General features: G+C 69.9%; 21 protein-coding genes. 8 read left to right on the top strand and 13 right to left on the bottom strand.

Annotation, left to right across the window (positions count from 1 at the left end):
• Positions 1-13: 13 nt before the first annotated feature.
• The 6 genes from ACOKR1_RS06640 to ACOKR1_RS06615 all read right to left on the bottom strand — a co-directional run bounded on the left by ACOKR1_RS06640 (position 14) and on the right by ACOKR1_RS06615 (position 5,154).
• Entirely contained in the window at positions 14-859 is an 846-nt protein-coding gene (locus ACOKR1_RS06640; protein ID WP_422935910.1) for an exodeoxyribonuclease III, read from the bottom strand.
• 9 nt (positions 860-868) lie between these two features.
• On the bottom strand, positions 869-1,378 hold the full coding sequence (locus ACOKR1_RS06635) for a hypothetical protein (protein ID WP_415855085.1): 510 nt from the start codon (positions 1,376-1,378) through the stop codon (positions 869-871).
• Between the two features lie 47 nt (positions 1,379-1,425).
• Positions 1,426-2,256, bottom strand: a complete 831-nt coding sequence (locus ACOKR1_RS06630; RefSeq protein WP_422935909.1) for an ABC transporter permease — start codon at positions 2,254-2,256, stop codon at positions 1,426-1,428.
• Positions 2,253-3,098 carry an ABC transporter permease gene (locus tag ACOKR1_RS06625; RefSeq protein WP_422935908.1) on the bottom strand — a complete coding sequence of 282 codons (846 nt, stop codon included), beginning with the start codon at positions 3,096-3,098 and terminating at the stop codon, positions 2,253-2,255. The genes ACOKR1_RS06630 and ACOKR1_RS06625 overlap by 4 nt, the downstream gene beginning before the upstream one ends.
• A complete protein-coding gene (locus ACOKR1_RS06620) occupies positions 3,091-4,035 on the bottom strand; it encodes an ABC transporter ATP-binding protein (RefSeq protein WP_415855088.1) in 945 nt (314 codons plus the stop codon). Before ACOKR1_RS06620 ends, ACOKR1_RS06625 begins: the two co-directional genes overlap by 8 nt.
• Before the next feature lie 105 nt (positions 4,036-4,140).
• Positions 4,141-5,154, bottom strand: a complete 1,014-nt coding sequence (locus ACOKR1_RS06615) for a LysR family transcriptional regulator (protein ID WP_422935907.1) — start codon at positions 5,152-5,154, stop codon at positions 4,141-4,143.
• 130 nt (positions 5,155-5,284) lie between these two features.
• Between ACOKR1_RS06615 and ACOKR1_RS06610 the strand changes: the two genes are divergently transcribed.
• The 3 genes from ACOKR1_RS06610 to ACOKR1_RS06600 are packed head-to-tail and all read left to right on the top strand — an operon-like array spanning position 5,285 to position 8,098.
• Positions 5,285-6,490, top strand: a complete 1,206-nt coding sequence (locus tag ACOKR1_RS06610; RefSeq protein ID WP_422935906.1) for a cytochrome P450 — start codon at positions 5,285-5,287, stop codon at positions 6,488-6,490.
• 10 nt (positions 6,491-6,500) lie between these two features.
• On the top strand, positions 6,501-6,824 hold the full coding sequence (locus tag ACOKR1_RS06605; protein WP_422935905.1) for a 2Fe-2S iron-sulfur cluster-binding protein: 324 nt from the start codon (positions 6,501-6,503) through the stop codon (positions 6,822-6,824).
• Between the two features lie 2 nt (positions 6,825-6,826).
• Positions 6,827-8,098 (top strand): NAD(P)/FAD-dependent oxidoreductase, encoded by a 1,272-nt coding sequence (locus ACOKR1_RS06600; protein WP_422935904.1) that lies wholly within the window; start codon positions 6,827-6,829, stop codon positions 8,096-8,098.
• On the opposite strand, the gene ACOKR1_RS06595 is transcribed toward ACOKR1_RS06600, so the two are convergent.
• A complete protein-coding gene (locus ACOKR1_RS06595; RefSeq protein ID WP_422935903.1) occupies positions 8,068-9,015 on the bottom strand; it encodes a LysR family transcriptional regulator in 948 nt (315 codons plus the stop codon). The genes ACOKR1_RS06600 and ACOKR1_RS06595 overlap by 31 nt on opposite strands.
• A 197-nt stretch (positions 9,016-9,212) precedes the next feature.
• Here ACOKR1_RS06595 and ACOKR1_RS06590 point away from each other — a divergent pair, with 197 nt between their 5' ends.
• The gene (locus tag ACOKR1_RS06590) at positions 9,213-10,592 is read left to right on the top strand and encodes an MFS transporter (protein ID WP_422935902.1); all 1,380 of its coding nucleotides are present in this window, start codon (positions 9,213-9,215) and stop codon (positions 10,590-10,592) included.
• Positions 10,593-10,769: 177 nt separating this feature from the next.
• Here ACOKR1_RS06590 and ACOKR1_RS06585 read toward each other — a convergent pair whose 3' ends face one another.
• From ACOKR1_RS06585 to ACOKR1_RS06575, 3 genes are all read right to left on the bottom strand, one after another.
• On the bottom strand, positions 10,770-11,111 hold the full coding sequence (locus ACOKR1_RS06585) for a hypothetical protein (RefSeq protein WP_422935901.1): 342 nt from the start codon (positions 11,109-11,111) through the stop codon (positions 10,770-10,772).
• 201 nt (positions 11,112-11,312) lie between these two features.
• Positions 11,313-12,026 (bottom strand): response regulator, encoded by a 714-nt coding sequence (locus ACOKR1_RS06580; RefSeq protein ID WP_422935900.1) that lies wholly within the window; start codon positions 12,024-12,026, stop codon positions 11,313-11,315.
• The gene (locus ACOKR1_RS06575) at positions 12,023-13,105 is read right to left on the bottom strand and encodes a sensor histidine kinase (protein WP_422935899.1); all 1,083 of its coding nucleotides are present in this window, start codon (positions 13,103-13,105) and stop codon (positions 12,023-12,025) included. The genes ACOKR1_RS06580 and ACOKR1_RS06575 overlap by 4 nt, the downstream gene beginning before the upstream one ends.
• 310 nt (positions 13,106-13,415) lie before the next feature.
• Here ACOKR1_RS06575 and ACOKR1_RS06570 point away from each other — a divergent pair, with 310 nt between their 5' ends.
• Positions 13,416-13,865, top strand: a complete 450-nt coding sequence (locus ACOKR1_RS06570) for a CHRD domain-containing protein (protein WP_422935898.1) — start codon at positions 13,416-13,418, stop codon at positions 13,863-13,865.
• 68 nt (positions 13,866-13,933) lie between these two features.
• Here ACOKR1_RS06570 and ACOKR1_RS06565 read toward each other — a convergent pair whose 3' ends face one another.
• Together ACOKR1_RS06565 and glyA are read right to left on the bottom strand one after the other, a co-directional pair.
• Entirely contained in the window at positions 13,934-14,839 is a 906-nt protein-coding gene (locus ACOKR1_RS06565) for a bifunctional methylenetetrahydrofolate dehydrogenase/methenyltetrahydrofolate cyclohydrolase (RefSeq protein ID WP_422936575.1), read from the bottom strand.
• Between the two features lie 8 nt (positions 14,840-14,847).
• Positions 14,848-16,140: a serine hydroxymethyltransferase gene (gene glyA, locus ACOKR1_RS06560; RefSeq protein WP_422935897.1), complete on the bottom strand. Its 1,293-nt coding sequence runs from the start codon at positions 16,138-16,140 to the stop codon at positions 14,848-14,850.
• Between the two features lie 316 nt (positions 16,141-16,456).
• Here glyA and ACOKR1_RS06555 point away from each other — a divergent pair, with 316 nt between their 5' ends.
• Positions 16,457-17,563, top strand: a complete 1,107-nt coding sequence (locus ACOKR1_RS06555) for an FAD-dependent oxidoreductase (protein ID WP_422935896.1) — start codon at positions 16,457-16,459, stop codon at positions 17,561-17,563.
• Positions 17,564-17,572: 9 nt separating this feature from the next.
• Positions 17,573-18,421 carry a formyltetrahydrofolate deformylase gene (gene purU, locus ACOKR1_RS06550; protein ID WP_422935895.1) on the top strand — a complete coding sequence of 283 codons (849 nt, stop codon included), beginning with the start codon at positions 17,573-17,575 and terminating at the stop codon, positions 18,419-18,421.
• 63 nt (positions 18,422-18,484) lie between these two features.
• On the opposite strand, the gene ACOKR1_RS06545 is transcribed toward purU, so the two are convergent.
• The gene (locus tag ACOKR1_RS06545; RefSeq protein WP_422935894.1) at positions 18,485-19,009 is read right to left on the bottom strand and encodes a gamma carbonic anhydrase family protein; all 525 of its coding nucleotides are present in this window, start codon (positions 19,007-19,009) and stop codon (positions 18,485-18,487) included.
• Positions 19,010-19,125: 116 nt separating this feature from the next.
• Here ACOKR1_RS06545 and ACOKR1_RS06540 point away from each other — a divergent pair, with 116 nt between their 5' ends.
• Entirely contained in the window at positions 19,126-20,319 is a 1,194-nt protein-coding gene (locus ACOKR1_RS06540; protein ID WP_422936574.1) for an ROK family transcriptional regulator, read from the top strand.
• Positions 20,320-20,416: the final 97 nt, after the last annotated feature.

Genomic DNA, 20,416 nt, shown 5'->3' with positions numbered 1-20,416 from the left:
TTCTTCCGAAGGTCTAGAGCTTGTAGTCGATCACGAGCGGCGCATGGTCCGAGAAGCGCGTGTCCCACGCGGTGGCGCGGTCGACGACGGCGATCGTCGCCGCCGATGCCAAGCCAGGCGTGGCCATGTGGTAGTCGATGCGCCACCCCGCGTCGTTGTCGAACGCGCGGCCGCGCTGCGACCACCACGTGTACGGCCCATCGACTTGCCCCGAGAGCTCGCGGTGCACGTCCTTCCAACCGATCTCCTCACCGAAGAAGCGATCGAAGTAGGCGCGCTCCTCGGGCAGGAAGCCAGCCCGCTTCTGATTGGCCTTCCAGTTGCGGATGTCGAACGGCGTGTGGCCCACGTTGAGATCGCCCACCACGAGGGCGTAGTCGCTCAGCTGTGCTAGTTGCGGCAAGCGCGCGATCATCTCGTCGAGGAAGCGGTACTTGTCCACCTGCTTGGGGGTGTCCACCTCGCCCGAATGCACGTAGGCGCTCACGACCGTGAGCTGCTTTCCGCCATCGACCGCGAAATCCGCCTCGACCCAGCGGCCGGCGGTCTCGAAGTAGGCATCCCCGATGCCCACACGCGTGGCCGTCGGCGCGACGCGCGAGGCGATCGCGACGCCCGCGCGGCCCTTCGCATCCGCCTCGGCGTGGAGGATGTGCCAGCCGTCGAGCAGCTCATTGACGGTCTCGTCAGGTGCGCGGACTTCCTGCATGCAGAGGATGTCGACGTCGCGCGACTCGAGCCATTCGGGCATCCCCTTGCGCCACGCGGCGCGCAGCCCGTTGACGTTCACGGTGGCGATGCGCAGCGCTCCGTCTTTCGGAGCGTATGCAGGTGCGGTGCTTGCAGCTTCGAGAGTCACCCAGCCACTCTACCCTTCGTCGATGACCGTTCCCGTGACGGGCTCCCCGCCGTCGGGGCGAAGCATGTCACGGGCGTTCGCGGCGGTGATCTGGATGGTCTCGAGGGCCCTCGACACCTGCTCCGGATCCTTGCCGAGGTTGTCGCGAACCACGCGCTCCTGGACCTGGATGATCTTGAACGAATGGTCGAGCTTGAGGTCGCGGACCTCGTCGACGGTGCGGGCCTCCTCCGCCGTCGTGCCTCCCGCCATCGACGGCGCGCGCCCGAACTGGCGGGCCGCCTCCTCGAACCGCTCGCGGGCTCGGCGACCCGCGCCGCGGACCGTCACGAAGACGAACACGGCGAACACGAGCCATGCGAGCGAGATCACCGCGACGATCCACCCGATGACCTCATTCCGGTTCGCCGCAAAGATGACCGCGACGAGAAACGCGAGGACCAGGACGGAGAGTCCGAACGCGCCGATACGGAAGCCCGAGCGCGCCGGGGTGGGGTTCTGGGAGCCGAGTGACTGCATGGACCCCATTCTCCCAGACCTGCCGCGAGGGTCCGGCCGAGAACGAATCAGCGCAGGAAGAGCGCGCGCAGCCGCCGCGTGGTGAAGAGCATTCCGACGATGATCATGACCACGTAGTACGCGAGGTGCACCCACGTCGCGCTGCTGAACGTTCCGATGCTGATCTCCCGCATGAGCTCGACGCCGTGCCACAGCGGGAACACCTGCACGATCCACTGGATGGGGAGCGGGTACACGCTGAGCGGATAGAACGTGGCCGAGAACAGGAACATGGGCAGCATGACGAACGTGATGATGTCCATCTGCTGGAACGTCTTCATGTAGCTCGTGATCGCCATGCCGAAGCTCGCGAAGCCGAACGCGACCATGACCGAGGTCGGGACGAGGAGCAGGGCCCACGGCGTCGTGATGAGGCCCATGACCGCCATGACGCCCGTGAAGCCCAGCGCGTACAGGAAGCCGCGGAACAGTGCCATGAAGATCTCGCCGAGCGCGATGTCGAACGGCCCGAGGGACGTGTAGAGCATGCTCTGGTAGAGCTTGCCGAAGTGCATCTTGAAGAAGATGTTCCACGTCGAGTCGTAGATCGCGCCGTTCATCGCTGAGACCGCGAGGAGCGCGGGCGCGATGTACGCCGCGTAGCTGATCTCGGCGCCCCCGGGTCCCTCGACCGCGCCGACGAGGTTCCCGAGACCGATCCCCATGGACAGGAGATAGAAGACGGGCTCGAAGAAGCCGGAGACCAGGATGATCCAGTTCTGGCTTCTGATCACCTGGAAGCCGCGCTCGATCACGGATTTCGCGTTGCGAGCGTAGAGGGCGCTCAGCGGCCGGCGGTCGGCGGCGAGGACGTAGTCGTCATCGGTGAGGAAGCTCATGCGCTCATCCGCTTCGTGTAGTTGCGCCGCGCCCAGACGATGCCGCCCACGCCGAGCGCCGCGAGGTACAGAACGTGGACGGCCACGAGCCACCCGGGCTCACTGAGGCCGACTGACACAAGCCGACCGAGCTGGTTGCCGTGCCACAGGGGCGAGATCCAGCCGATCCACTGCATCGCCGTGGGCATCGTCTCGAGGGGGTAGAAGGTGCCGGAGAACAGGAACAGCGGCATGATGATGAACCGCTGGATCATCGAGAACTGGAAGTTCTCCTTCTGGATGCCCGCGGCGTAGGCCATGAGCGGCGTGCCCACGGCGAGGCCCGCGAGCACGCCCACCGGGATCAGCAGCCACGCGACAGGGCTCGCGGCCGCGCCGAAGGCGAGCATGATGAGGAAGAACACCGAGCACTGGACCAGGAGCCGCACCCCCACGGCCATGACGTGGCCGGCCGCGAGCTGGCCCGGGACGAGTGGCGTGACGTGGGGACCGTAGTAGATCCGGCGCCACTTGAAGCCGTCCATGACCGGGAACATCATCTCGTTCGCGCACGTCATGACGGCGCTCGAGACCAGCAGCGCCGGAGCCGCGAACGCGAGGTAGCCCACTCCCCCGAAGTGCGCGGACGGGTTGCGATCCACGATCGAGGCGAGGCCCACGCCCATCGAGAACAGGTACAGCAGCGGATTGCCCACGCTCGTGACGACGATCGTCACGAGATACGCGCGCATGCCCCGCAGCATGTGCTCCATGAAGTAGAAGGAGCCCCAGCGCCGCGCCTTCGCGGCGGAGACCTCGGGCGCGTGAGCCCCGAGGACCTCGGTATGCCGGACCTCAGTCAACGAGCGACCGCCCGGTCAGGCGCAGGAACACGTCCTCGAGCGAGGCGCGCCGCACGAGCGACGTGATGGGGTGCAGGCCGCGGTTCCTGATCTGCTCAAGCGAGCCCTCGCCGTCGTCGGTGTAGACCAGGATGCGGTCCGGCAGGACTTCGACGCGCTCGCCCGCGCCCTCGAGGCGAGGGGCGACGGCGGCATTGCGGTCCGTGCCGAAGCGCACCTCGAGCACCTCCCGGCTCGAGTGCTCACGGATGAGTGCCGCAGGCGAGCCCTCGGCCATGATCTTGCCCTTGTCCACGACGATGAGCCGGTCGCACAGCTGCTCCGCCTCGTCCATGTAGTGGGTGGTGAGCACGAGGGTGACGCCCTGTTCCTTGAGCCGGAACAGGCGGTCCCACAAGACGTGCCTGGCCTGCGGGTCGAGGCCCGTGGTCGGCTCGTCGAGGAGCAGGATCTTGGGATCGTTGATGAGGGACCGGGCGATCGTGAGGCGCCGCTTCATGCCGCCGGAGAGGGAATCGACGCGCGACTTGGCCTTGTCTTCGAGCTGCGCGAACTCGAGCAACTCGTCAGCGCGGCGCGCGAGGTACGCGCGCGGGAGCCCGAAGTAGCGCCCGTACACAATGAGGTTGTCCCGGACGCGGAGCTCTTCGTCGAGGTTGTCCTGCTGAGGCACGACGCCGAGATGGGCCCGGACCTCTGGACCCTGCGTCTCGGGATCGAGCCCCATGATGTCGAGCTGCCCGGACGAGCGCTGCGTGACGCCGCCGATCATCCGCATCGTCGTCGACTTCCCGGCGCCATTCGGACCCAGAAGGCCGAATGATTCCCCGGCGGGCACGTCGAAGCTGATCCCGTCAACGGCGTTGAAATCCCCGTACGTCTTGACGAGATCGCGGGCGCTGATCACCGTTCGGCGCGACTCCGCGCTCCCCGCCACGGCTGTCCCCCCAGCTATGCCTGGTGATTGATGTGACACTCACCGCACACTAGTCGACAAGCTGGGCTGTCGGAAGGGATTTCGATGGTTTCTGCAACACGTGTTTCAGAACGAGTGGGTCACAGTCGTTTTTCCGCGGGGTGCCCCACCGGCGAAAAGACCCGCCGTGAAGTCCATGAGCGCCTGAGCCCGGCGCGTGGGCCGGACTGCCGCCGACCAAGCGAGGAGGATCCGCACGGGCGCCGGCGACGGCACGATCTGGGCTGCGACCACCGGGAGGCCCTCGTACGTCTCGTCGCGTCGCGGGCGCTGGACGAGGAGCGCATAACCTAGGCCGCGACCCACGAGGGACCGCGTGAGCTCGAAGTCAGTGGTGCGGTAGCGGATGCGGGGCTCGACGCCCGCGGCCCGGAAGACCGCCATGGTGTGCTCGCCGCTCGGATGCAGATCCAGGAAGACGAGCGGATCCTGGGCAAGCGCGCCAAGGTCAACGGGACCCCCCGTCGCGAGCGGGTGGTCCGCGGAGAGCAGGGCGTAGACGCGCGCCTCGTACAGTGTTCGGGCCGCGAGCCCCATAGGCAGATTCATGTCGTAGATGAGCGCCGCGTCGAGTTCGCCGGCGAGCAGGCGCCGCTCGAGCGGGACCTGCTGGTCCGCGACGAAGTCGAGTTCGACGCCGGGGTGCAGCTCTGCGAACCCCTGGAGGATGGGCGGGATGAGCGTCACGGCAATCGTCGAGTAGCAGCCGAGCGCGAGCGGTCCGCGAAGGGCCGTTCCGCTGTCCCGTGCCGAAAGCTCGAGGTCCGTCGCCTCGGCAAGGAGGGAGCGCGCCCTGTCCCGCACGTACTGCCCCGCCGGGGTCAAGATCGCCCCGTGCGCACGGCGCCTGACCAGCAGATGCGTCCCGAGCGCCCGCTCGAGGTCGTTGAGGGCCGCGCCCACCGCGGTCTGAGTCACATGCAGCCGGGCCGCCGCGGCGCTGATGGAGCCCGCGTCGCCGACGGCGACCAAGTAGCCCAGCTGGCGGAGCGTGAAGCGGCTGGGCGCCCGGACCACGCCGTCGGCCGCCTGAAGCGCGCCGCTCAGCTCCGGACCGCCCACCGCCTCGCCCGCGCCCATCACAACCTCCACACCCGCTCGGCCCATTCATCAGTTCTTCTTGCTTTTGGGTGAGCTTAATTGAACTTTACCTGAGTTTGTGGCAGAGCCCACACTCGATTCAGCTACACGAAGCACACGAAGGAGTGGCATGACAAAGCACGCACCGGCCCCCGAAGCCGACGCCCCGGGCACCGTCCCGGTGGCCGACTGGGTCCGCCTCGAAGATCTGTACGCCAACCCCTACCCGATCTACCGCCGGCTGCGCGAGGAGTCGCCGGTCGCATGGGTACCGTCCGTGGGCCGGTACCTCGTGACCCGCTACGCCGACTGCCACTGGATCGAGCAGGACGCCGAGACGTTCTCCGCGGACGAGGACGGCTCGCTCATGAAACGGGCCATGGGCCATTCGATGCTCCGCAAGGACGATCCCGAGCACCAGGTGGACCGCGCGGCGTACGGGCCAGTGCTCCGGCCCAAGGCCATCAAGGAGACGTGGTCTGCGGTGTTCGAGAAGAACGTCGAGAAGTACCTCGCCGCCTTCGCGGCGCAGGGCCCGGGCGCGGACCTGCACCTCGGCTTCGCGGCGCCGTTCGCCGCGGAGAACCTGCGCGAGATCATGGGCTTCCGCAACGCGACGCAGGCGGATCTGCAGCGCTGGTCACAGACCTTGATCGACGGCACGGGCAACTACGCGGACGATCCCGAGGTGTGGACGAGATCCGCGGCGTCGAGCGCGGAGGTGGACGCCGCAATCAGCGAGCTGGTCCCCGTGCTCCGAGCCGATCCGGACGCGACGCTGCTCTCCGCCGTCGTCAATGCCGGCCTGCCGCTCGAGGCGATCCGGGCCAACATGAAAATGACGATCGGCGGCGGCCTCAACGAGCCACGCGACGTGCTGGGCACGGCGACCTGGGCGCTCCTGACGAACCCTGACCAGCTCGCCCAGGTCCTCGCCGACCCGGCGCGATGGGCCACGGCCTTCGAGGAGGCCGTGCGCTGGGTCGCGCCAATCGGCATGTATCCTCGCCAGACCACGCGCGAGGTCGAGATCGCCGGCGTGGCCCTCCCGCGCGGCGCCCGGCTCGGCGTGGTGGTCGCTGCCGCGAACCGCGACCCGGAGCAGTTCGACGACCCCGAGACGTTCGACATCAACCGCGAGAAGAGGCCGCACCTCGCGTTCGGCGGCGGCACACACTTCTGCGCCGGCACGTGGGTCGCGCGGACGTCCGTGGCGCACGTCGCGCTGCCGCGGCTGTTTGCGCGGCTCCCCCGGCTGCGGCTCGCGGACCAGCCAGCGCGCGAGGGCGGCTGGGTATTCCGCGGCATGCTCGAGCTCCCCGTCGCCTGGAATTGAGGAGGGGACCGTGCCCAGCATCACGTACATCCAGTCCGACGGCACCCACACGACGCTCGACGTCGACCCCAGGACCTCCGTCATGCGCGCCGCCGTCAACGCGGGCGTGCCGGGGATCGTCGGCGAATGCGGCGGTCAGGCCATGTGCGCGACGTGCCATGTCTACGTCCGCCCCGAATCTTTCGAAGGTCTCCCCGCGCCGAGCGAGGACGAGGAGGAGATGCTCGAGTGCACCGCCGCGCCGCGCGATCCCGGCCGCAGCCGGCTCGGCTGCCAGATCGCGTGCGGCGATCGCGAAGCCCTCGTCGTCGACGTCCCCGCGGGGCAGGTGTGAGGGTGGGCAGCGACGAGCATGTCGTGGTGGTCGGGGCGGGCCATGCCGGCGTCCAGCTCGTGGACTCGCTCCGAGCGGGTGGCTACGAGGGCCCGCTCACCCTCCTCTCGCGCGAGGCCTGCCTGCCCTACCAACGGCCACCCCTGTCCAAGGACTTCATCGCGGCCGGTTCCGCGGCGGAGCCGCTCCTGCTGCGCGGCGCGTCCTTCTTCGACGACGCAGGCGTCGACGCCCGCTGGGGCGTCTCGGCCGAGTGCCTCCTTCCAAGCTCGCGAGAGGTCCTCACCAGCACGGGCGAGCGCCTTGCCTACACGTCGCTCGTCCTCGCCACGGGTGCCGAAAGCCGTCCGCTCCGCGTTCCGGGTGAGGATCTCGCCGGGGTCTTCCGCCTCCGCACGCTCGACGACGCGCGGGCCGCCTCCGCTGCGCTCGAGGGGGCCCGCCGCGCCGTCGTGGTCGGAGCAGGATTCACGGGGCTCGAGTTCGCAGCTGGCGCCCGAGCGCGTGGCGTGGACGTCACGCTCGTGTCCCCGACCGCGCGCCCACTGCGGCGCGCCGTCTCGCGGACGGTGTCCATGTTCCTCACCGAGCGCCATGCGCTCGACCGCGTGCGCTTCGAACTCGGGGACGGCGTCGCTGCGTTCTTCGGCACAGGGTCCGACGACGGCGGGCGGCGCCGAGTCTCGGCGGTCGCCACGACTTCCGGGCGCGAGATTCCTGCGGATCTCGTGGTCGTCGGCGTGGGCGTGCGCCCCGCATCCGGGCTGGCCGCCGCGGCCGGTCTCGAGCTCGCGGACGACGGCGGGATTGCCGTCGACGGAAATCTGCGCGCGTCCGACCCTGCAATCTCCGCGATCGGCGATTGCGCGAGCTTCCCGAGCGTCCACGCCGGACGGCGCGTGCGCCTCGAATCCGTGCAGAACGCGACGGACCAGGCGCGGCACGCGGCCGCCGTCATCCTGGGCAAGGATCCGGGGCCCTACCGCGAGCTCCCGTGGTTCTGGAGCCATCAAGGGGCCACGAAAGTGCAGATCGCCGGGCTGCGCAGGGGCGACGCTTCCACGGCAGTTCGCGGAGACGTCGCGGCAGGCCGATTCTCCGTGTTCACCTACGACGACGGCGAGCTCGTGTGCGTAGAGTCGGTCAACAGCCCCGCCGACCACCTCGCGGCGCGCCGACTGCTCGGAGCAGGGCGATCCCTGGCCCCGGCGGATGCCGGCGACCCGGCTTTCGACCTCAAGGCCTATTCGCGGGCCGCCCCGGCGGCGGTGTGAGCACCCCGGCCGGCCTCGCCGCGACCGCCCAGGGCCTCCACGGCGTAGTCGACGAGGGCCTCTGCCCGCGGCGAGAGGGACATGTCCTCGGGCCAGATCGCGACGACGTGGGTGTGCGTTGCGGAAGGGCGGAGGGGGCGCACCGCAAGCGACCGGCCCTCGACGCTCACGGGGGCGCTGTTGGGGCGGGACATGAGCAGCCCGTAGCCGAGGCCTCGACCCACGAGCGCTTGAACGAGGATCACCTGCGGGACACTCGTGAGGACGGTGGGCCGGAGTCCCCGCGCCGCGAAGGCCCGGTGCGTGTTCGTGATGCTCGGGCTCGAGTCGTACATGACGAGCGGCTCCCCGGCGAGATCTGCGAGGTCCACGCTGTCCTTGCCCGCGAGCGGATGCTCGGGGTGGAGCACGGCCTCGAGCTCCGTCGCGTAGATCTCGCGCTGGGCATAGCCCAGGGGAAGGAACATGTCGTAGACGACCGCGACGTCGAGCTGGCCGGACTCGAGCGCGGGCAGCAGCTCCTCCTCCGTTCCGACTGTGACCTCGACGGAGACCTCGGGATAGCGCCTCGGGAAGCCGTCCAGGATCTCCGGGATGACGCTCGTCGCGAAGCTCGCGAAGCAGCCGAGGCGCACTGGTCCGCGGAGGGCCCCACCCTGGAGCTCGAACGCGAGCTCCTGCGAGTCCCTGAGGATCCCCCTCGCTCGGACCGCGAAGTGCTGGCCCGCTGGCGTGAGCTGGAGCCCGCGCGCCTTCCGGCGGACGCACAGCTGGACACCCACGGCCTTCTCGAGGCTCGTGATGGCCTGCGAGAGCGCCGACTCAGAGATGTGCAGGCGCTCGGCGGCGGCGCTCAGCGTCGTGAAATCCGGCAGTGCCGAAAACAGCTCGAGCTGCCGGAGCGTGAACTCCGCCATTGTCCTCCAACGCCGAAAGGAAAATAAGCCGGACTAAAGTTCTTTGCCGATTTTCTGAAGTTTACATGCAGGAAGCCGGCGGTCACCATGGTGTCACTGCCCTCTTCCTCCGGCGCCCACCCGCGCCGCACCAGCCCAGCGGCCACGAGCTGCTCCCGCAAGGCATCAGCGCAGATGCCGACACGCAAGGACACAGGATGAACACTCCCGGCGCCGCATCCGCCGCCTCGACCCAGCGCCGCGTGGCGCTGGCCACCATCATCGGCACCACGATCGAGTGGTACGACTACTTCATCTACGCAACCGGCGCGGCCCTCGTCTTCGCCGAACTCTTCTTCAAGCCGGCTGGCGAGAACATCGCGCTCCTGCTCTCGTTCGCCACGGTCGGCATCAGCTTCCTCTTCCGGCCGCTCGGAGCGTTCCTCGCGGGCCACTTCGGCGACCTGATCGGCCGGCGGGCGATGCTCGTGCTCACGCTCCTGCTCATGGGAGGTTCGACGACGCTCATCGGCCTGCTTCCCACCTACTCCCAGTTCGGATTGGGGGCTCCGATCCTCCTTCTCGTGCTCCGCATCGTCCAGGGCATCTCCGCCGGCGGCGAATGGGGCGGGGCCGTCCTCATGGCGGTCGAGCACGCCCCGGCGGGTCGGCGCGGCCGGGCCGGGTCCTTCCCGCAGCTCGGCGTGCCCCTCGGCATGCTCATCGCCTCGGGCGTCATGGCCCTCATGACCGGCGTGGTCTCCCCCGGCAAGGCCTTCCTCGAATGGGGCTGGCGCGTGCCGTTCCTCCTGAGCGTCGTCCTGATCGTCATTGGCTTCTTCGTGCGGCGGGTAGTCGAGGAGAGCCCCGTCTTCGCCGAGCTGGCGGAACGCGGGCAGCAGGCCAAGGTGCCGATCGTCGCCCTGTTCCGCAAGCACTGGCATCTCGTGATCCTCGCGGCGCTCGTGTTCGTGGGCAACAACGCCGCGGGCTACATGACAACGGGCGGCTTCATTCAGGGCTACGCGACCGGCAAGCTCAAGATGGACGCCACGGCGGTGCTCGTCGCAACAACCGTCGGTGCGGCCATGTGGTTCATCTCGACGGCCACGGCCGGGATTCTCGCCGATGCGATCGGGAGGAAGAAGACCTACCTGATCGGCTTCGGATTCCAGGTGCTCATGGTGTTCCCGCTCTTCTGGTTCGTCAACACTGGCACGCTCGGCGGACTCTACGCGGGACTCGTGCTCTTCTCGATCGGCCTCGGCCTCTCATACGGGCCCCAGGCCGCGTGGTACGCGGAGATCTTCCCGGCGTCCGTACGCTTCTCGGGTGTCTCGATCTCCTACGCGATCGGGGCGATCCTCGGCGGGGCGTTCGCCCCCACCATCGCGCAGGCCCTCCTACAGGCCACAGGCACCACCGCAGCGGTTTCGCTCTACCTGCTCATCGTCACGCTTGTGTCGATCGTGGCAGTCGCGTGCCTCCGGGACCGGCGCGGGATCCCGCTCGGCCCCGACCACGAGGAGGAGCAGTCCACGGGCGCGACGGTCTTCGGACCCAAGGCCGCGCTCGCGGTCGAGGCCGCCGAGGTCTAGGGGCGAGCGCGCGGTCCAGGGCGCACGCGTTCGGGCTGCCTTCCGGCCCGGCGGCCCGGCACGGCCTGCCCGGACCCGCGAAATCCCACGGGTTCTGGCCGACCACCAGGCCCGTTCCGTCCAGTACGCGTACTGGCGGAACGGGCCTCCGCGCCTGAACCCGGCCCGGACTGGACCCTAGCTTCCCTGCTCGGCGCGCAGCACCTCGAGGCGCTGGCGATACTCGGTCTCGTCAATCTCGCCGCGCGCGAAGCGCTCGCGGAGCACGCCCTCGGCGCCGCCGCCCTGGACGCCGTACCCGGGGCCGCCGTAACCCTGGACGCCGTACCCGTGGCCGGCATAACCGGGACCGCCATACCCCTGGAACTCGCGCCAGTGGCGGCGCCACCAGAATCGGCGCGCGAACGCGAAGATGACCACGAAGACGAGGATCCAGGCGAGCGGGATGAGCAGGAACCATGGCCCGAACCAGGCGCCGGGCCACGTGACGGTGTCAGCCATCACTGAAAGAGCAGTCATTTTGAGTTCCCCTTGCATTGAGTCTGTCAAGCGTTGAGCTTCTGTGCGGGAGTCGGCTGGTCTCAGCCGCTGGTTCAAGTCTTCGCCGGCGCGGCGTCGCCCGCGTCCGCCGGCCGGAGTGACTTGCCACCGCGCGGATACTCCCCGCGAAGCAGTGGCTCATGCTCCCGTCGCGCTCCCCTCGAGCCCCGGAAGCGAGCGTCAGCCGAGCCAGCCCGGCCGCACGAGGCCGGATTCGTACGCGAGGACCACGAGCTGTGCTCGATCCCGCAGACCGAGCTTCGTCATGGCGCGGGAGACGTGGGTCTTGGCCGTGAGCGGCGTGATGTACAGCCGCTCGCCGATCTCGGCGTTGTTGAGGCCCTGCCCCACGAGCGCGACCACCTCGCGCTCTCGCTCCGTCAGGAGGCGCACGTCCGCGGGCGGCACGGCTTGCGCGGACGGCCGCTCTGCCGCGAGCCGCTCGAGGAGCCGCCGCGTGACGGAGGGAGAGAGCATCGCGTCCCCTTCGTGGACGGCCCGGACCGCGCGCACGAGGTCCTCCGGTTCGGTGTCCTTCACGAGGAACCCGCTGGCCCCGGCCCGAATCGCGCCCGTGACGTACTCGTCGAGCTCGAAGGTCGTGAGGATCACGACGCGCGGGACGTGCGCCGCAGCCCCAGCCGCGCCGGGCGCCCCCGCACCGGCCGCAGGGGCGATCCCGGCGAGAATGCTCCGCGTCGCCTCAAGGCCGTCTCCGCCAGGCATGCGAATGTCCATGAGCACCACGTCGGGCGCGAGCCGCGCGGCCGCCGTGACGGCCTCCGCCCCTGTGCCAGCCTCGCCGACGATCTCCATGTCCGGCTCGGCGTCCAGCAGGGCCCGAAAGCCCGCCCGGATGAGCGCCTGATCGTCCGCGATGAGAATCCTGATCACCGGGTCCCCTCCCCGCCCCGCGCCTCGGGGAGCTCCGCGCGGAGCCGCAGCCCGCCGTCGTCCGCGAGGGTGAGGGTCCCGCCCACTCCTTCGACGCGCTCGCGCATGCCGCGCAGCCCAGAGCCGGGCACGGCGCCGCGGAGTCCCGCGCCGTCGTCGTGCACTTCGATGACCACGAACCCAGGCTCACGCGCGAGGCGCACCGTCACGCGGCGCGCATCGGCGTGGCGCACGGCATTGGTGAGCGCCTCCTGGACCACGCGGTAGACCACGCGCTGGAGCGCGGCCGACGGCGGCGGCGCAAGTCCCGCGGACAGGGTCACCTCGAGACCCATCCCCCGCGCGTCCTCGATGAGCGCCGGGAGGCGCTCGAGCGGCTCACCGGGCGTCACGGGCGCGTCCTGGCGCAGGACGCCGAGCAGTTCCCGGACCTCGCCGAGCGCCTCATGGCTGGCCTGCTTGATGGCCTCGAGCGCTGGCCGGAGCTCCTCGGGGCGGCGGTCGGCGAGATGCAGCGCGACGCTCGCGCGGACGTTGATGAGGGAGAGCGAGTGGGCCACGACGTCGTGGATGTCGCGCGCGAGCTCGAGCCGCTCCTGATCCCGAGCCTCGCGGCGGTGGGCCTCCCACTCGCGGCGGCGGGCGGCGAAGCGCTCGCGGCGCACCCGGAGGGCCTCCCCGAGGAGGAGCACCACAGCGGTCCACGCGGCCTCGGCGCCGGCTCTGACCCAGTCTCCGCTCGGGATCGCGCCCACGGCGCCGGCGACCACGAGGGCTGCGCCCGAGGACCAGGACCAGCGGCGCGCGCCGGCCGCGGTCGCGAACACGAGCGCGAGGACGGGCGAGACGAGCACGGGCCCCCACGCATAGCCGAGCGCAAAGTAGGCGATCGTGACGGCCGCGACGGCGGCCACCGCAGGCCCAGGCCGGCGGCGGAGGGCGAGCAGGAGCGCCGGGCCGGCCACGAGCAACACGATCGCGAGCGCGTCGAGAGGGCGGGCGTCGGGCTGGCGGAGGGACGAAACGTGCGTCCCCACGATCTGGACGACGGCGAGGACCGCGGCGCCCGCGACGCGCACGGGCCATGGCGCACGCCGCGGGCGCCACGGGCCGGGCGAGGGGTGCCGGACCAGGGGCCGGGCAGGGTGCCGGACCAGAGGTTGCCGGACCAGGGCGGCACTGAACCGGGCGGCGAGTCGCCCGCCCGATCGCCGTCCCGTGCCCGCATGGATCGAGCCTACGCGCCCGGGCCGAGCGCCGTCGTCGGCCATGGGGCGCACGGGCGACTACTCCGCCGGGAGCATGTGGCTATTGGACCTCTTCGCGCATTGTTGCCCGCAGGGGCCGCGCGTAGCGTGAAATGCACCACACCCCAGCAAGGAGGACACCATGAGCGTGCGGATTCCCCGTTGGAAGAGCGTCGCCGTCGCCGCCGCGGTCGCCGTGCTCACACTCGCGGGCGTTCCGGCCGCGGTCGCCAAACCAGGCGGCGTCCCAGCCATCCCGCTCAACTCGGAGCAGGAGACGACCGGCTCAACGAGCGACGCCTCCGGCTTCTTCAGCTTCACGATCAACGGGACGCAGTTCTGCTACACCCTCGAAGTTCGGGACCTCACGGGGCCGGCGATCGGAGCGCACGTGCATGTGGCGCCGCGCAACGTCGCGGGTCCGATCGTCATTCCGCTCACCGTCGGCGCCGGCACGACGTGGACCTCGAGCGCGTGCAAGACGGTCAGCGCGAGCCTGCTTTCGGCCGTCTCCGCTGACCCGGACGCGTACTACGTCAACGTCCACACCCACATGTGGCCCGGCGGCGAGATCCGGGGGCAGCTCAAGTAGCCGCTGAGAGCGTTGCGCCGTCACCTCCGCTGGGTGTGACCCTGCGGACGTGACGGCGCAACGAGCGATCAGGCGCGCGCGGCCTCGCGCTCCGCAGCCTCGACCACGTTGGTCATGAGCAGGGCCACCGTCATGGGGCCCACGCCGCCGGGGTTCGGCGAGAGGTAGCCTGCCACCTCGGCGACCCGTGGGTCGACGTCGCCGAACACCTTCGGCCGGCCCCCGTCCGGGTCCTCCTCGCGCGTTACACCGACGTCGAGCACGGCCGCGCCGGGCTTGACGTCCTCGGGCTTGACGATGTGCTTGACCCCGGCCGCCGCGACGATCACGTCCGCGCGGCGGAGGTGCTCCGAGAGGTCCTGCGTGCCGGTGTGCGTGAGGGTGACCGTCGCGTTGATCTCGCGGCGCGTGAGCAGCAGCGGGATCGAGCGGCCAATCGTCACGCCGCGCCCCACGACGACCACGTGCTTGCCCTTGAGGTCGTAGTCGTTGCGCAGCAGGAGCTCGATGACGCCGCGCGGCGTGCACGGCAGCGGCGTGTCGATCCGGCCGTTGACGTTGAGCACGAGCCGCCCGAGGTTGGTCGGGTGGAGGCCGTCGGCGTCCTTGGCCGGGTCGATCCGCTCGAGGATGGCGTCCGTGTCGAGGTGCTTCGGCAGCGGGAGCTGCACGATGTACCCGTGGCAGGTCGGGTCGGCGTTGAGCTCGTCGATGAGGGCCTCGACCTGCTCCTGGGTCGCATCCGCGGGCAGCTCCCTCTGGATCGAGTTCATCCCGATCGCGACGGACTGCTTGTGCTTCATGCCCACATACAGCTGCGAGGCCGGATCCGCGCCCACGAGCACCGTCGCGATCCCCGGCGTGATGCCCTTGGCCTTGAGGGCCGCGACCCGTTCGGCGAGTTCGGCCTTGATGGCCGCCGAGGCGGCCTTGCCGTCAAGAACGACGGCTCCGCCGTCGACAGGCAACGTCATCGTGCCGCTCACCACTCCTCGTGGCCGGGGTAGAGCGGGAAGTCCGCGGCGAGCTTGTCGACGCGCGCCTGGAGGGACGCGAGATCGGCGCCGCCCTTGAGCGCGGCCGCGATGATGTCGGCGACCTCGGTGAACTCGGTGGCGCCGAAGCCACGCGTCGCGAGGGCCGGCGTGCCGATGCGCAGACCGGAGGTGACCATCGGCGGGCGCGGGTCGAACGGGACGGCATTGCGGTTCACGGTGATGCCGACCTCGTGGAGGAGGTCCTCGGCCTGCTGGCCGTCGAGCTGCGAGTTGCGCAGGTCCACGAGCACGAGGTGCACGTCCGTGCCGCCCGTGAGCACCGAGACGCCCGCGTCCGCGACGTCCTTCTGGTTGAGGCGGTCCGCGATGATGCGGGCGCCCTCGAGGACGCGCTCCTGGCGCTCCTTGAACTCCTCCGAACCCGCGATCTTGAACGCGACGGCCTTCGCGGCGATCACGTGCATGAGCGGGCCGCCCTGCTGGCCCGGGAAGACGTTCGAGTTGATCTTCTTGGCGAATTCCTGCTTCGCGAGGATCACGCCGGAGCGCGGGCCTGCGAGGGTCTTGTGCACGGTCGAGGTCACGACGTGGGAGTCCGGGACCGGGCTCGGGTGGAGCCCCGCGGCGACGAGGCCCGCGAAGTGCGCCATGTCCGTCCACAGGAGGGCGCCGACCTCGTCCGCGATCGAGCGGAACGCCGCGAAGTCGAGGTGGCGCGGGTACGCGGACCAGCCGGCGATGATGACGTTCGGACGCTCGGCAAGTGCCTGCTCGCGGAGCTTGTCCATGTCGATGCGGAACGTGTCCTCTTCGACCTGGTACGCGGCGACCTGATAGAGCTTGCCGGAGAAGTTGAGCTTCATGCCGTGCGTGAGGTGGCCGCCGTGCGCGAGCGAGAGGCCCAGGATCTTGTCGCCCGGGTTGATCATCGCGGCGAGCGCCGCGGCGTTCGCCTGGGCGCCCGAGTGGGGCTGGACGTTCGCGAACTCGGCCCCGAACAGCTCCTTGACGCGGCTGATCGCCAGGTTCTCGGCGACGTCGACGTACTCGCAGCCGCCGTAGTAGCGGCGGCCGGGGTAACCCTCGGCGTACTTGTTGGTGAGGACCGAGCCCTGCGCCTCCATGACGGCGCGCGGCGCGAAGTTCTCGGACGCGATCATCTCGAGCGTGTCGCGCTGGCGGCCCAGCTCCTGCTCGAGGACTGCGGCGATCTCGGGGTCGACGTCGGCAAGCGGAAGGTTGCTGACGGAGGACACAGTGGGATTCGTGGTGGTCACGGGATCTCCTGAATTGGGCTCGGCGTGCTACTGGTCAGGCTACCGGCCGCCCTGCCCCTGCTGGAACTCGCGTCCGGGGCATGACAGCACGGTGGTGCTCGACCCCTGGCCCAGGCGTACGACCCATGGTGTCCCGTGTGCGCCGCGCCCGCCAGACAAGTGGCCTTGGCACCGCAGCACGCGTCGCTCCCCGGTGGTGACCCACCCAACGCCAGTCGCGACAGGCCACAGTCTATCCCGGCCGAGCGGGGAACAGGCTGGCGTTTCTCATGGTTACGCAGGTGGTTGACGTGTCAGCGGAACGGAGGGAGACGGCGTGGAGGCGCTCAAGGTGGTCGTGATCGGGGCGGGCCAAGCCGGGCTCAGCGCGGCGTACTGGCTCCAGCGCAGGGGCCTGCGTGCGTGGGAGGACTACGTTGTACTTGACGCCAACAGCGGCCCCGGCGGAGCCTGGCGCCACCGGTGGGCGTCCCTCACGTTCGACGCCGCGCACGGCCTCCACCCACTCCCCGGCCTCCCGCTCGAGGCGCCGGATCCGCGCGAGCCGAGCTCCGCCGTCGTCAGCCGCTACTACGGCGCGTACGAGCGCGAGTATGGGCTCCCCATCGTCCGCCCGGCGCGCGTGGCCTCAGTAAGGAGAACGACGCCTGAGCTGACAACGGACGACGACGGGCGCCTCCTCGTGCGCGCGGAGGACGGGCGCGAGTGGCTGACGCAATCCGTCATCAGCGCCACCGGCACGTGGGACCGCCCGCATTGGCCGCACTACCCGGGCCAGGAGCTCTTCCGCGGTCGCCAGCTCCACACGCACGACTTCGTGAGCGCCGAGGAATTCAGAGGGCAGCGCATCCTCGTGGTCGGCGGCGGGACGTCGGCACTCCAGTTCCTCCTCCAGCTCGACGCGGCCGGCGCGGCGACGTACTGGTCCACGCGTCGCCCGCCCGAGTTCCGCTCGGCGCCGTTCGACGCAGACTGGGGCGTCGACGTCGAACGCCGCGTCAACGAGCGCACGCGGGCCGGGCTGCCGCCCCTCAGCGTCGTGGCCGCGACCGGGCTGCTGCTCACCGACCAGTACCGCGCGGGCGTCGAGGCGGGCGTCCTCGTGTCGAAGGGGCCGCTCGAGCGGATCACGGCGCGCGGCGCCGTGCTCGCCGATGGCACCGAACTCGAGCTCGACGCGATCCTCTGGGCCACGGGCTTCCGCGCGTCGCTCGGGCACCTCGCGCCGCTCCACCTGCGCGAACCCGGCGGCGGGGTGCTCATGGCCGACGACGGCGTCAGCGCAGTGCGTGAGCCGCGCCTCTTCCTCGTGGGCTACGGGGCGTCCGCCTCGACCATCGGCGCGACGCGCGCGGGGCGAGCGGCGGCCGTTGCGGCCATGCGCGCCCTCCCGGCGGAGGTGAGCGGCGCGCGGAGCGCTTAGCCTAGACGGGTGGTACGCAACTCCTTCATTGTGACGCTCTCCTGCCCGGACCGACCGGGGATCGTGCACGCCGTCTCCGGCGCCCTCCTTGACGCCGGGTGCAACATCGCCGAGTCGCGCCAGTACGAGAGCCCCGAAACCGGGACGTTCTTCATGCGCGTGACCGTCGAGACGTCTGCGCCGCGGGCCGAGCTCGAGGCCTCCCTCGCGCCCGTCTCGCAGGCCTTCGACATGAAGCTGGGCCTCTACACGAACGGCGAACCCGTCCGGACCCTCATCATGTGCTCGAAGGACGGCCGCACCCTCAACGACCTCCTGTTCCAGCAGCGCACCGGAACGCTGCCCATCGAGGTGCCCGTGGTCGTCTCGAACCACACCGAGCTGGCGCCCATGGCCGAGTTCTACGGGGTCCCGTTCGTGCACCTCCCGGTCACGAAGGCCACGAAGGAGGAGGCCGAGGCGAAGCTGCTCGCCCTTGTCGAGGAGCACGGGATCGAGCTCGTGGTGCTGGCACGGTACATGCAGATCCTCTCCGACGACCTCTGCCGCGCCCTCGAGGGCAGAGCGATCAACATCCACCACTCGTTCCTGCCCTCGTTCAAGGGCGCCAAGCCGTACCACCAGGCGCACGCGCGCGGCGTCAAGATCATCGGCGCGACGGCCCATTACGTCACGGCCGATCTCGACGAGGGGCCCATCATCGAGCAGGAGGTCATCCGGGTGGACCACTCGAAGACCCCCGAGCAGTTTGTGCAGCTGGGCCGAGACGTCGAGGGCCGGACCCTGTGCCGCGCGGTCCAGTGGCACGCCGAGCACCGCGTCCTGCTCGACGGGACTCGGACGGTGGTCTTCGGCTGACCCCGCCTGAGATTGCGCCGTCACGTCCGCAGGGTGCTCACCCTGCGGACGTGACGGCGCAACTCAGAGAGCGGCGACCGCCTTGCGGTGGGCGCGGGCGAGGTCCACGTAATGGGACGCGTTCCGGTGCACGCCCTTGACCTCGTCGTCGGTCAGCTCGCGGCGCACCTTCGCGGGAACGCCGGCCACGAGCGAGCGGGGCGGCACGACCGTGCCTTCGAGCACGACGGCGCCTGCCGCCACGAGCGAGCCCGAGCCGATGACAGCGCCGTTCATGATGGTCGCGCTCATGCCCACGAGCACGTTGTCCTCGACGGTGCAGCCGTGGACCACCGCGTTGTGTCCGATCGACACGCCCGCTCCGACGGTGCACGGGAACCCCTCGTCGGCGTGGAGCACCACGTTGTCCTGCAGATTCGTGCCCGCGCCGACCGTGATCGTGGCGGTGTCAGCGCGCACGGACACGCCATAGAAGGCGCTCGACCTCTCCGCCAGATGGGCATCGCCGATGATGCTCGCCGTGGGCGCAACGAACGCGCTCGGGTGGATGTCGGGGCGCTTTCCGCCAAAGTCGATGACTGGTGCCATGCGCCCAGACTAGTGCCCCGCCCAGCCCGGAATACGTGTACACGCAATGCACAATAATGCAGCCGATTGTGTTCACTTCTTGACGCCAAGGCGCGTCCATGATCATGCTGTGTCGCATGGTCTCCACGCTGCGCTCGCCGACGGGCTCACCCGACAATCCAGGCTCGCAGTCCGCGCTCCGACGCCAGAACGAGCAACGCATCGTGGAGGCGCTCATGGCGGGTCCCGCCACCCAGGCCGAACTCTCCCGCACCACGGGACTCTCCACCGCCACGGTGTCCAACATCGTCAAGGTCCTGCACGAGGCATCGATCGTCGCGACGGAGCCGACCACCAGCTCGGGACGCCGCGCCCTGAGCGTGCGGCTCAACAGCAACAGCGCCGTCGCCGTGGGCATCGACTTCGGGCGGCGCCACCTGAGGGTCGTCGTGTCCAACCTCGCGTACGACATCCTCGCCGAGGACACCGTCTCCCTCCCGCTCGGGCACGAGGCCGACGTCGGGATCGCGGCCGCCGTCGACGTCCTCGACTCGCTGCTCGAGGACGCGGGCATCGACCGGCGTGACGTCGTCGGGGTCGGGGCCGGAATCCCCGGCCCGATCGATCACCGCACGGGCTCGGTGGCGCAAGGGGCGATCCTTCCCGAATGGGTCGGCTTCAACCTCCTGACCCACCTCGAAGAGGCGCTGGAACTCCCCGTATTCGTTGACAACGACGCGAATCTCGGTGCGCTGAGCGAGGTCACCTGGGGGCCGCACAGCGGCGTCTCGAACCTCATCTTCGTCAAGATCGGTTCGGGCATCGGCGCGGGCCTCATCATCAACGGCCAGCCGTTCTACGGGCACGTCGGGGTGACCGGCGAGATCGGCCACGCGACGATCGTCGAGCACGGTCAAATCTGCCGCTGCGGCAACCGCGGGTGCCTCGAGACGCTCGCCTCGACCACCACGATGATCGAGCTCCTGAGCCGGGGCGGGCGCGAGCGCGTCACGCCGGACGACATCGTCCGGATGGCCCTCGCCCGCGACACCGCGACGCTCAGGGTCGTCGACGACGCGGGGCTCGCCGTCGGCCGCGCGCTCGGCAACGTCGCCAACCTCATCAACCCCGAGGTGATCGTGCTCGGCGGCCCCCTCACCGAGATGGGCGATCTGCTCCTGGACCCCGTGCGGAGGGGTCTTGTGCGGCACGCCGTGCCCCTCATCGGCCAGACGACAACCGTGACGATGTCTGCGCTCGGCGTCCGAGCCGAGGTGCTCGGGGCGGTCGCGCTCGTCTTCCAGCATGCGGATATTTCTCACCATCCGTGAGCGCGTAATCACAACGATTGCGTTAAAGCCTTGACGACAACGGCTTCGTGACTGTTTACTCGTCAGGCAGAGACGGCCCCGCCCCAGCGGAGGGCCG

Origin of the sequence: Sinomonas sp. P47F7 (assembly GCF_049332655.1) — a bacterium.
Classification (GTDB): domain Bacteria; phylum Actinomycetota; class Actinomycetes; order Actinomycetales; family Micrococcaceae; genus Sinomonas.
This window is presented reverse-complemented; position numbering and strand designations above follow the sequence as displayed.

Excerpts from the sequence above, each read along its gene's own strand:
- ACOKR1_RS06570 (WP_422935898.1), top strand. The coding sequence starts at position 13,416 with ATGAGCGTGCGGATTCCCCGTTGGAAGAGCGTCGCCGTCGCCGCCGCG.
- ACOKR1_RS06565 (WP_422936575.1), bottom strand. The coding sequence starts at position 14,839 with ATGACGTTGCCTGTCGACGGCGGAGCCGTCGTTCTTGACGGCAAGGCC.
- ACOKR1_RS06595 (WP_422935903.1), bottom strand. The coding sequence starts at position 9,015 with ATGGCGGAGTTCACGCTCCGGCAGCTCGAGCTGTTTTCGGCACTGCCG.
- ACOKR1_RS06540 (WP_422936574.1), top strand. The coding sequence starts at position 19,126 with ATGGTCTCCACGCTGCGCTCGCCGACGGGCTCACCCGACAATCCAGGC.
- ACOKR1_RS06635 (WP_415855085.1), bottom strand. The coding sequence starts at position 1,378 with ATGCAGTCACTCGGCTCCCAGAACCCCACCCCGGCGCGCTCGGGCTTC.
- ACOKR1_RS06590 (WP_422935902.1), top strand. The coding sequence starts at position 9,213 with ATGAACACTCCCGGCGCCGCATCCGCCGCCTCGACCCAGCGCCGCGTG.
- ACOKR1_RS06585 (WP_422935901.1), bottom strand. The coding sequence starts at position 11,111 with ATGACTGCTCTTTCAGTGATGGCTGACACCGTCACGTGGCCCGGCGCC.
- ACOKR1_RS06630 (WP_422935909.1), bottom strand. The coding sequence starts at position 2,256 with ATGAGCTTCCTCACCGATGACGACTACGTCCTCGCCGCCGACCGCCGG.
- ACOKR1_RS06545 (WP_422935894.1), bottom strand. The coding sequence starts at position 19,009 with ATGGCACCAGTCATCGACTTTGGCGGAAAGCGCCCCGACATCCACCCG.
- ACOKR1_RS06615 (WP_422935907.1), bottom strand. The coding sequence starts at position 5,154 with ATGGGCGCGGGCGAGGCGGTGGGCGGTCCGGAGCTGAGCGGCGCGCTT.
- ACOKR1_RS06610 (WP_422935906.1), top strand. The coding sequence starts at position 5,285 with ATGACAAAGCACGCACCGGCCCCCGAAGCCGACGCCCCGGGCACCGTC.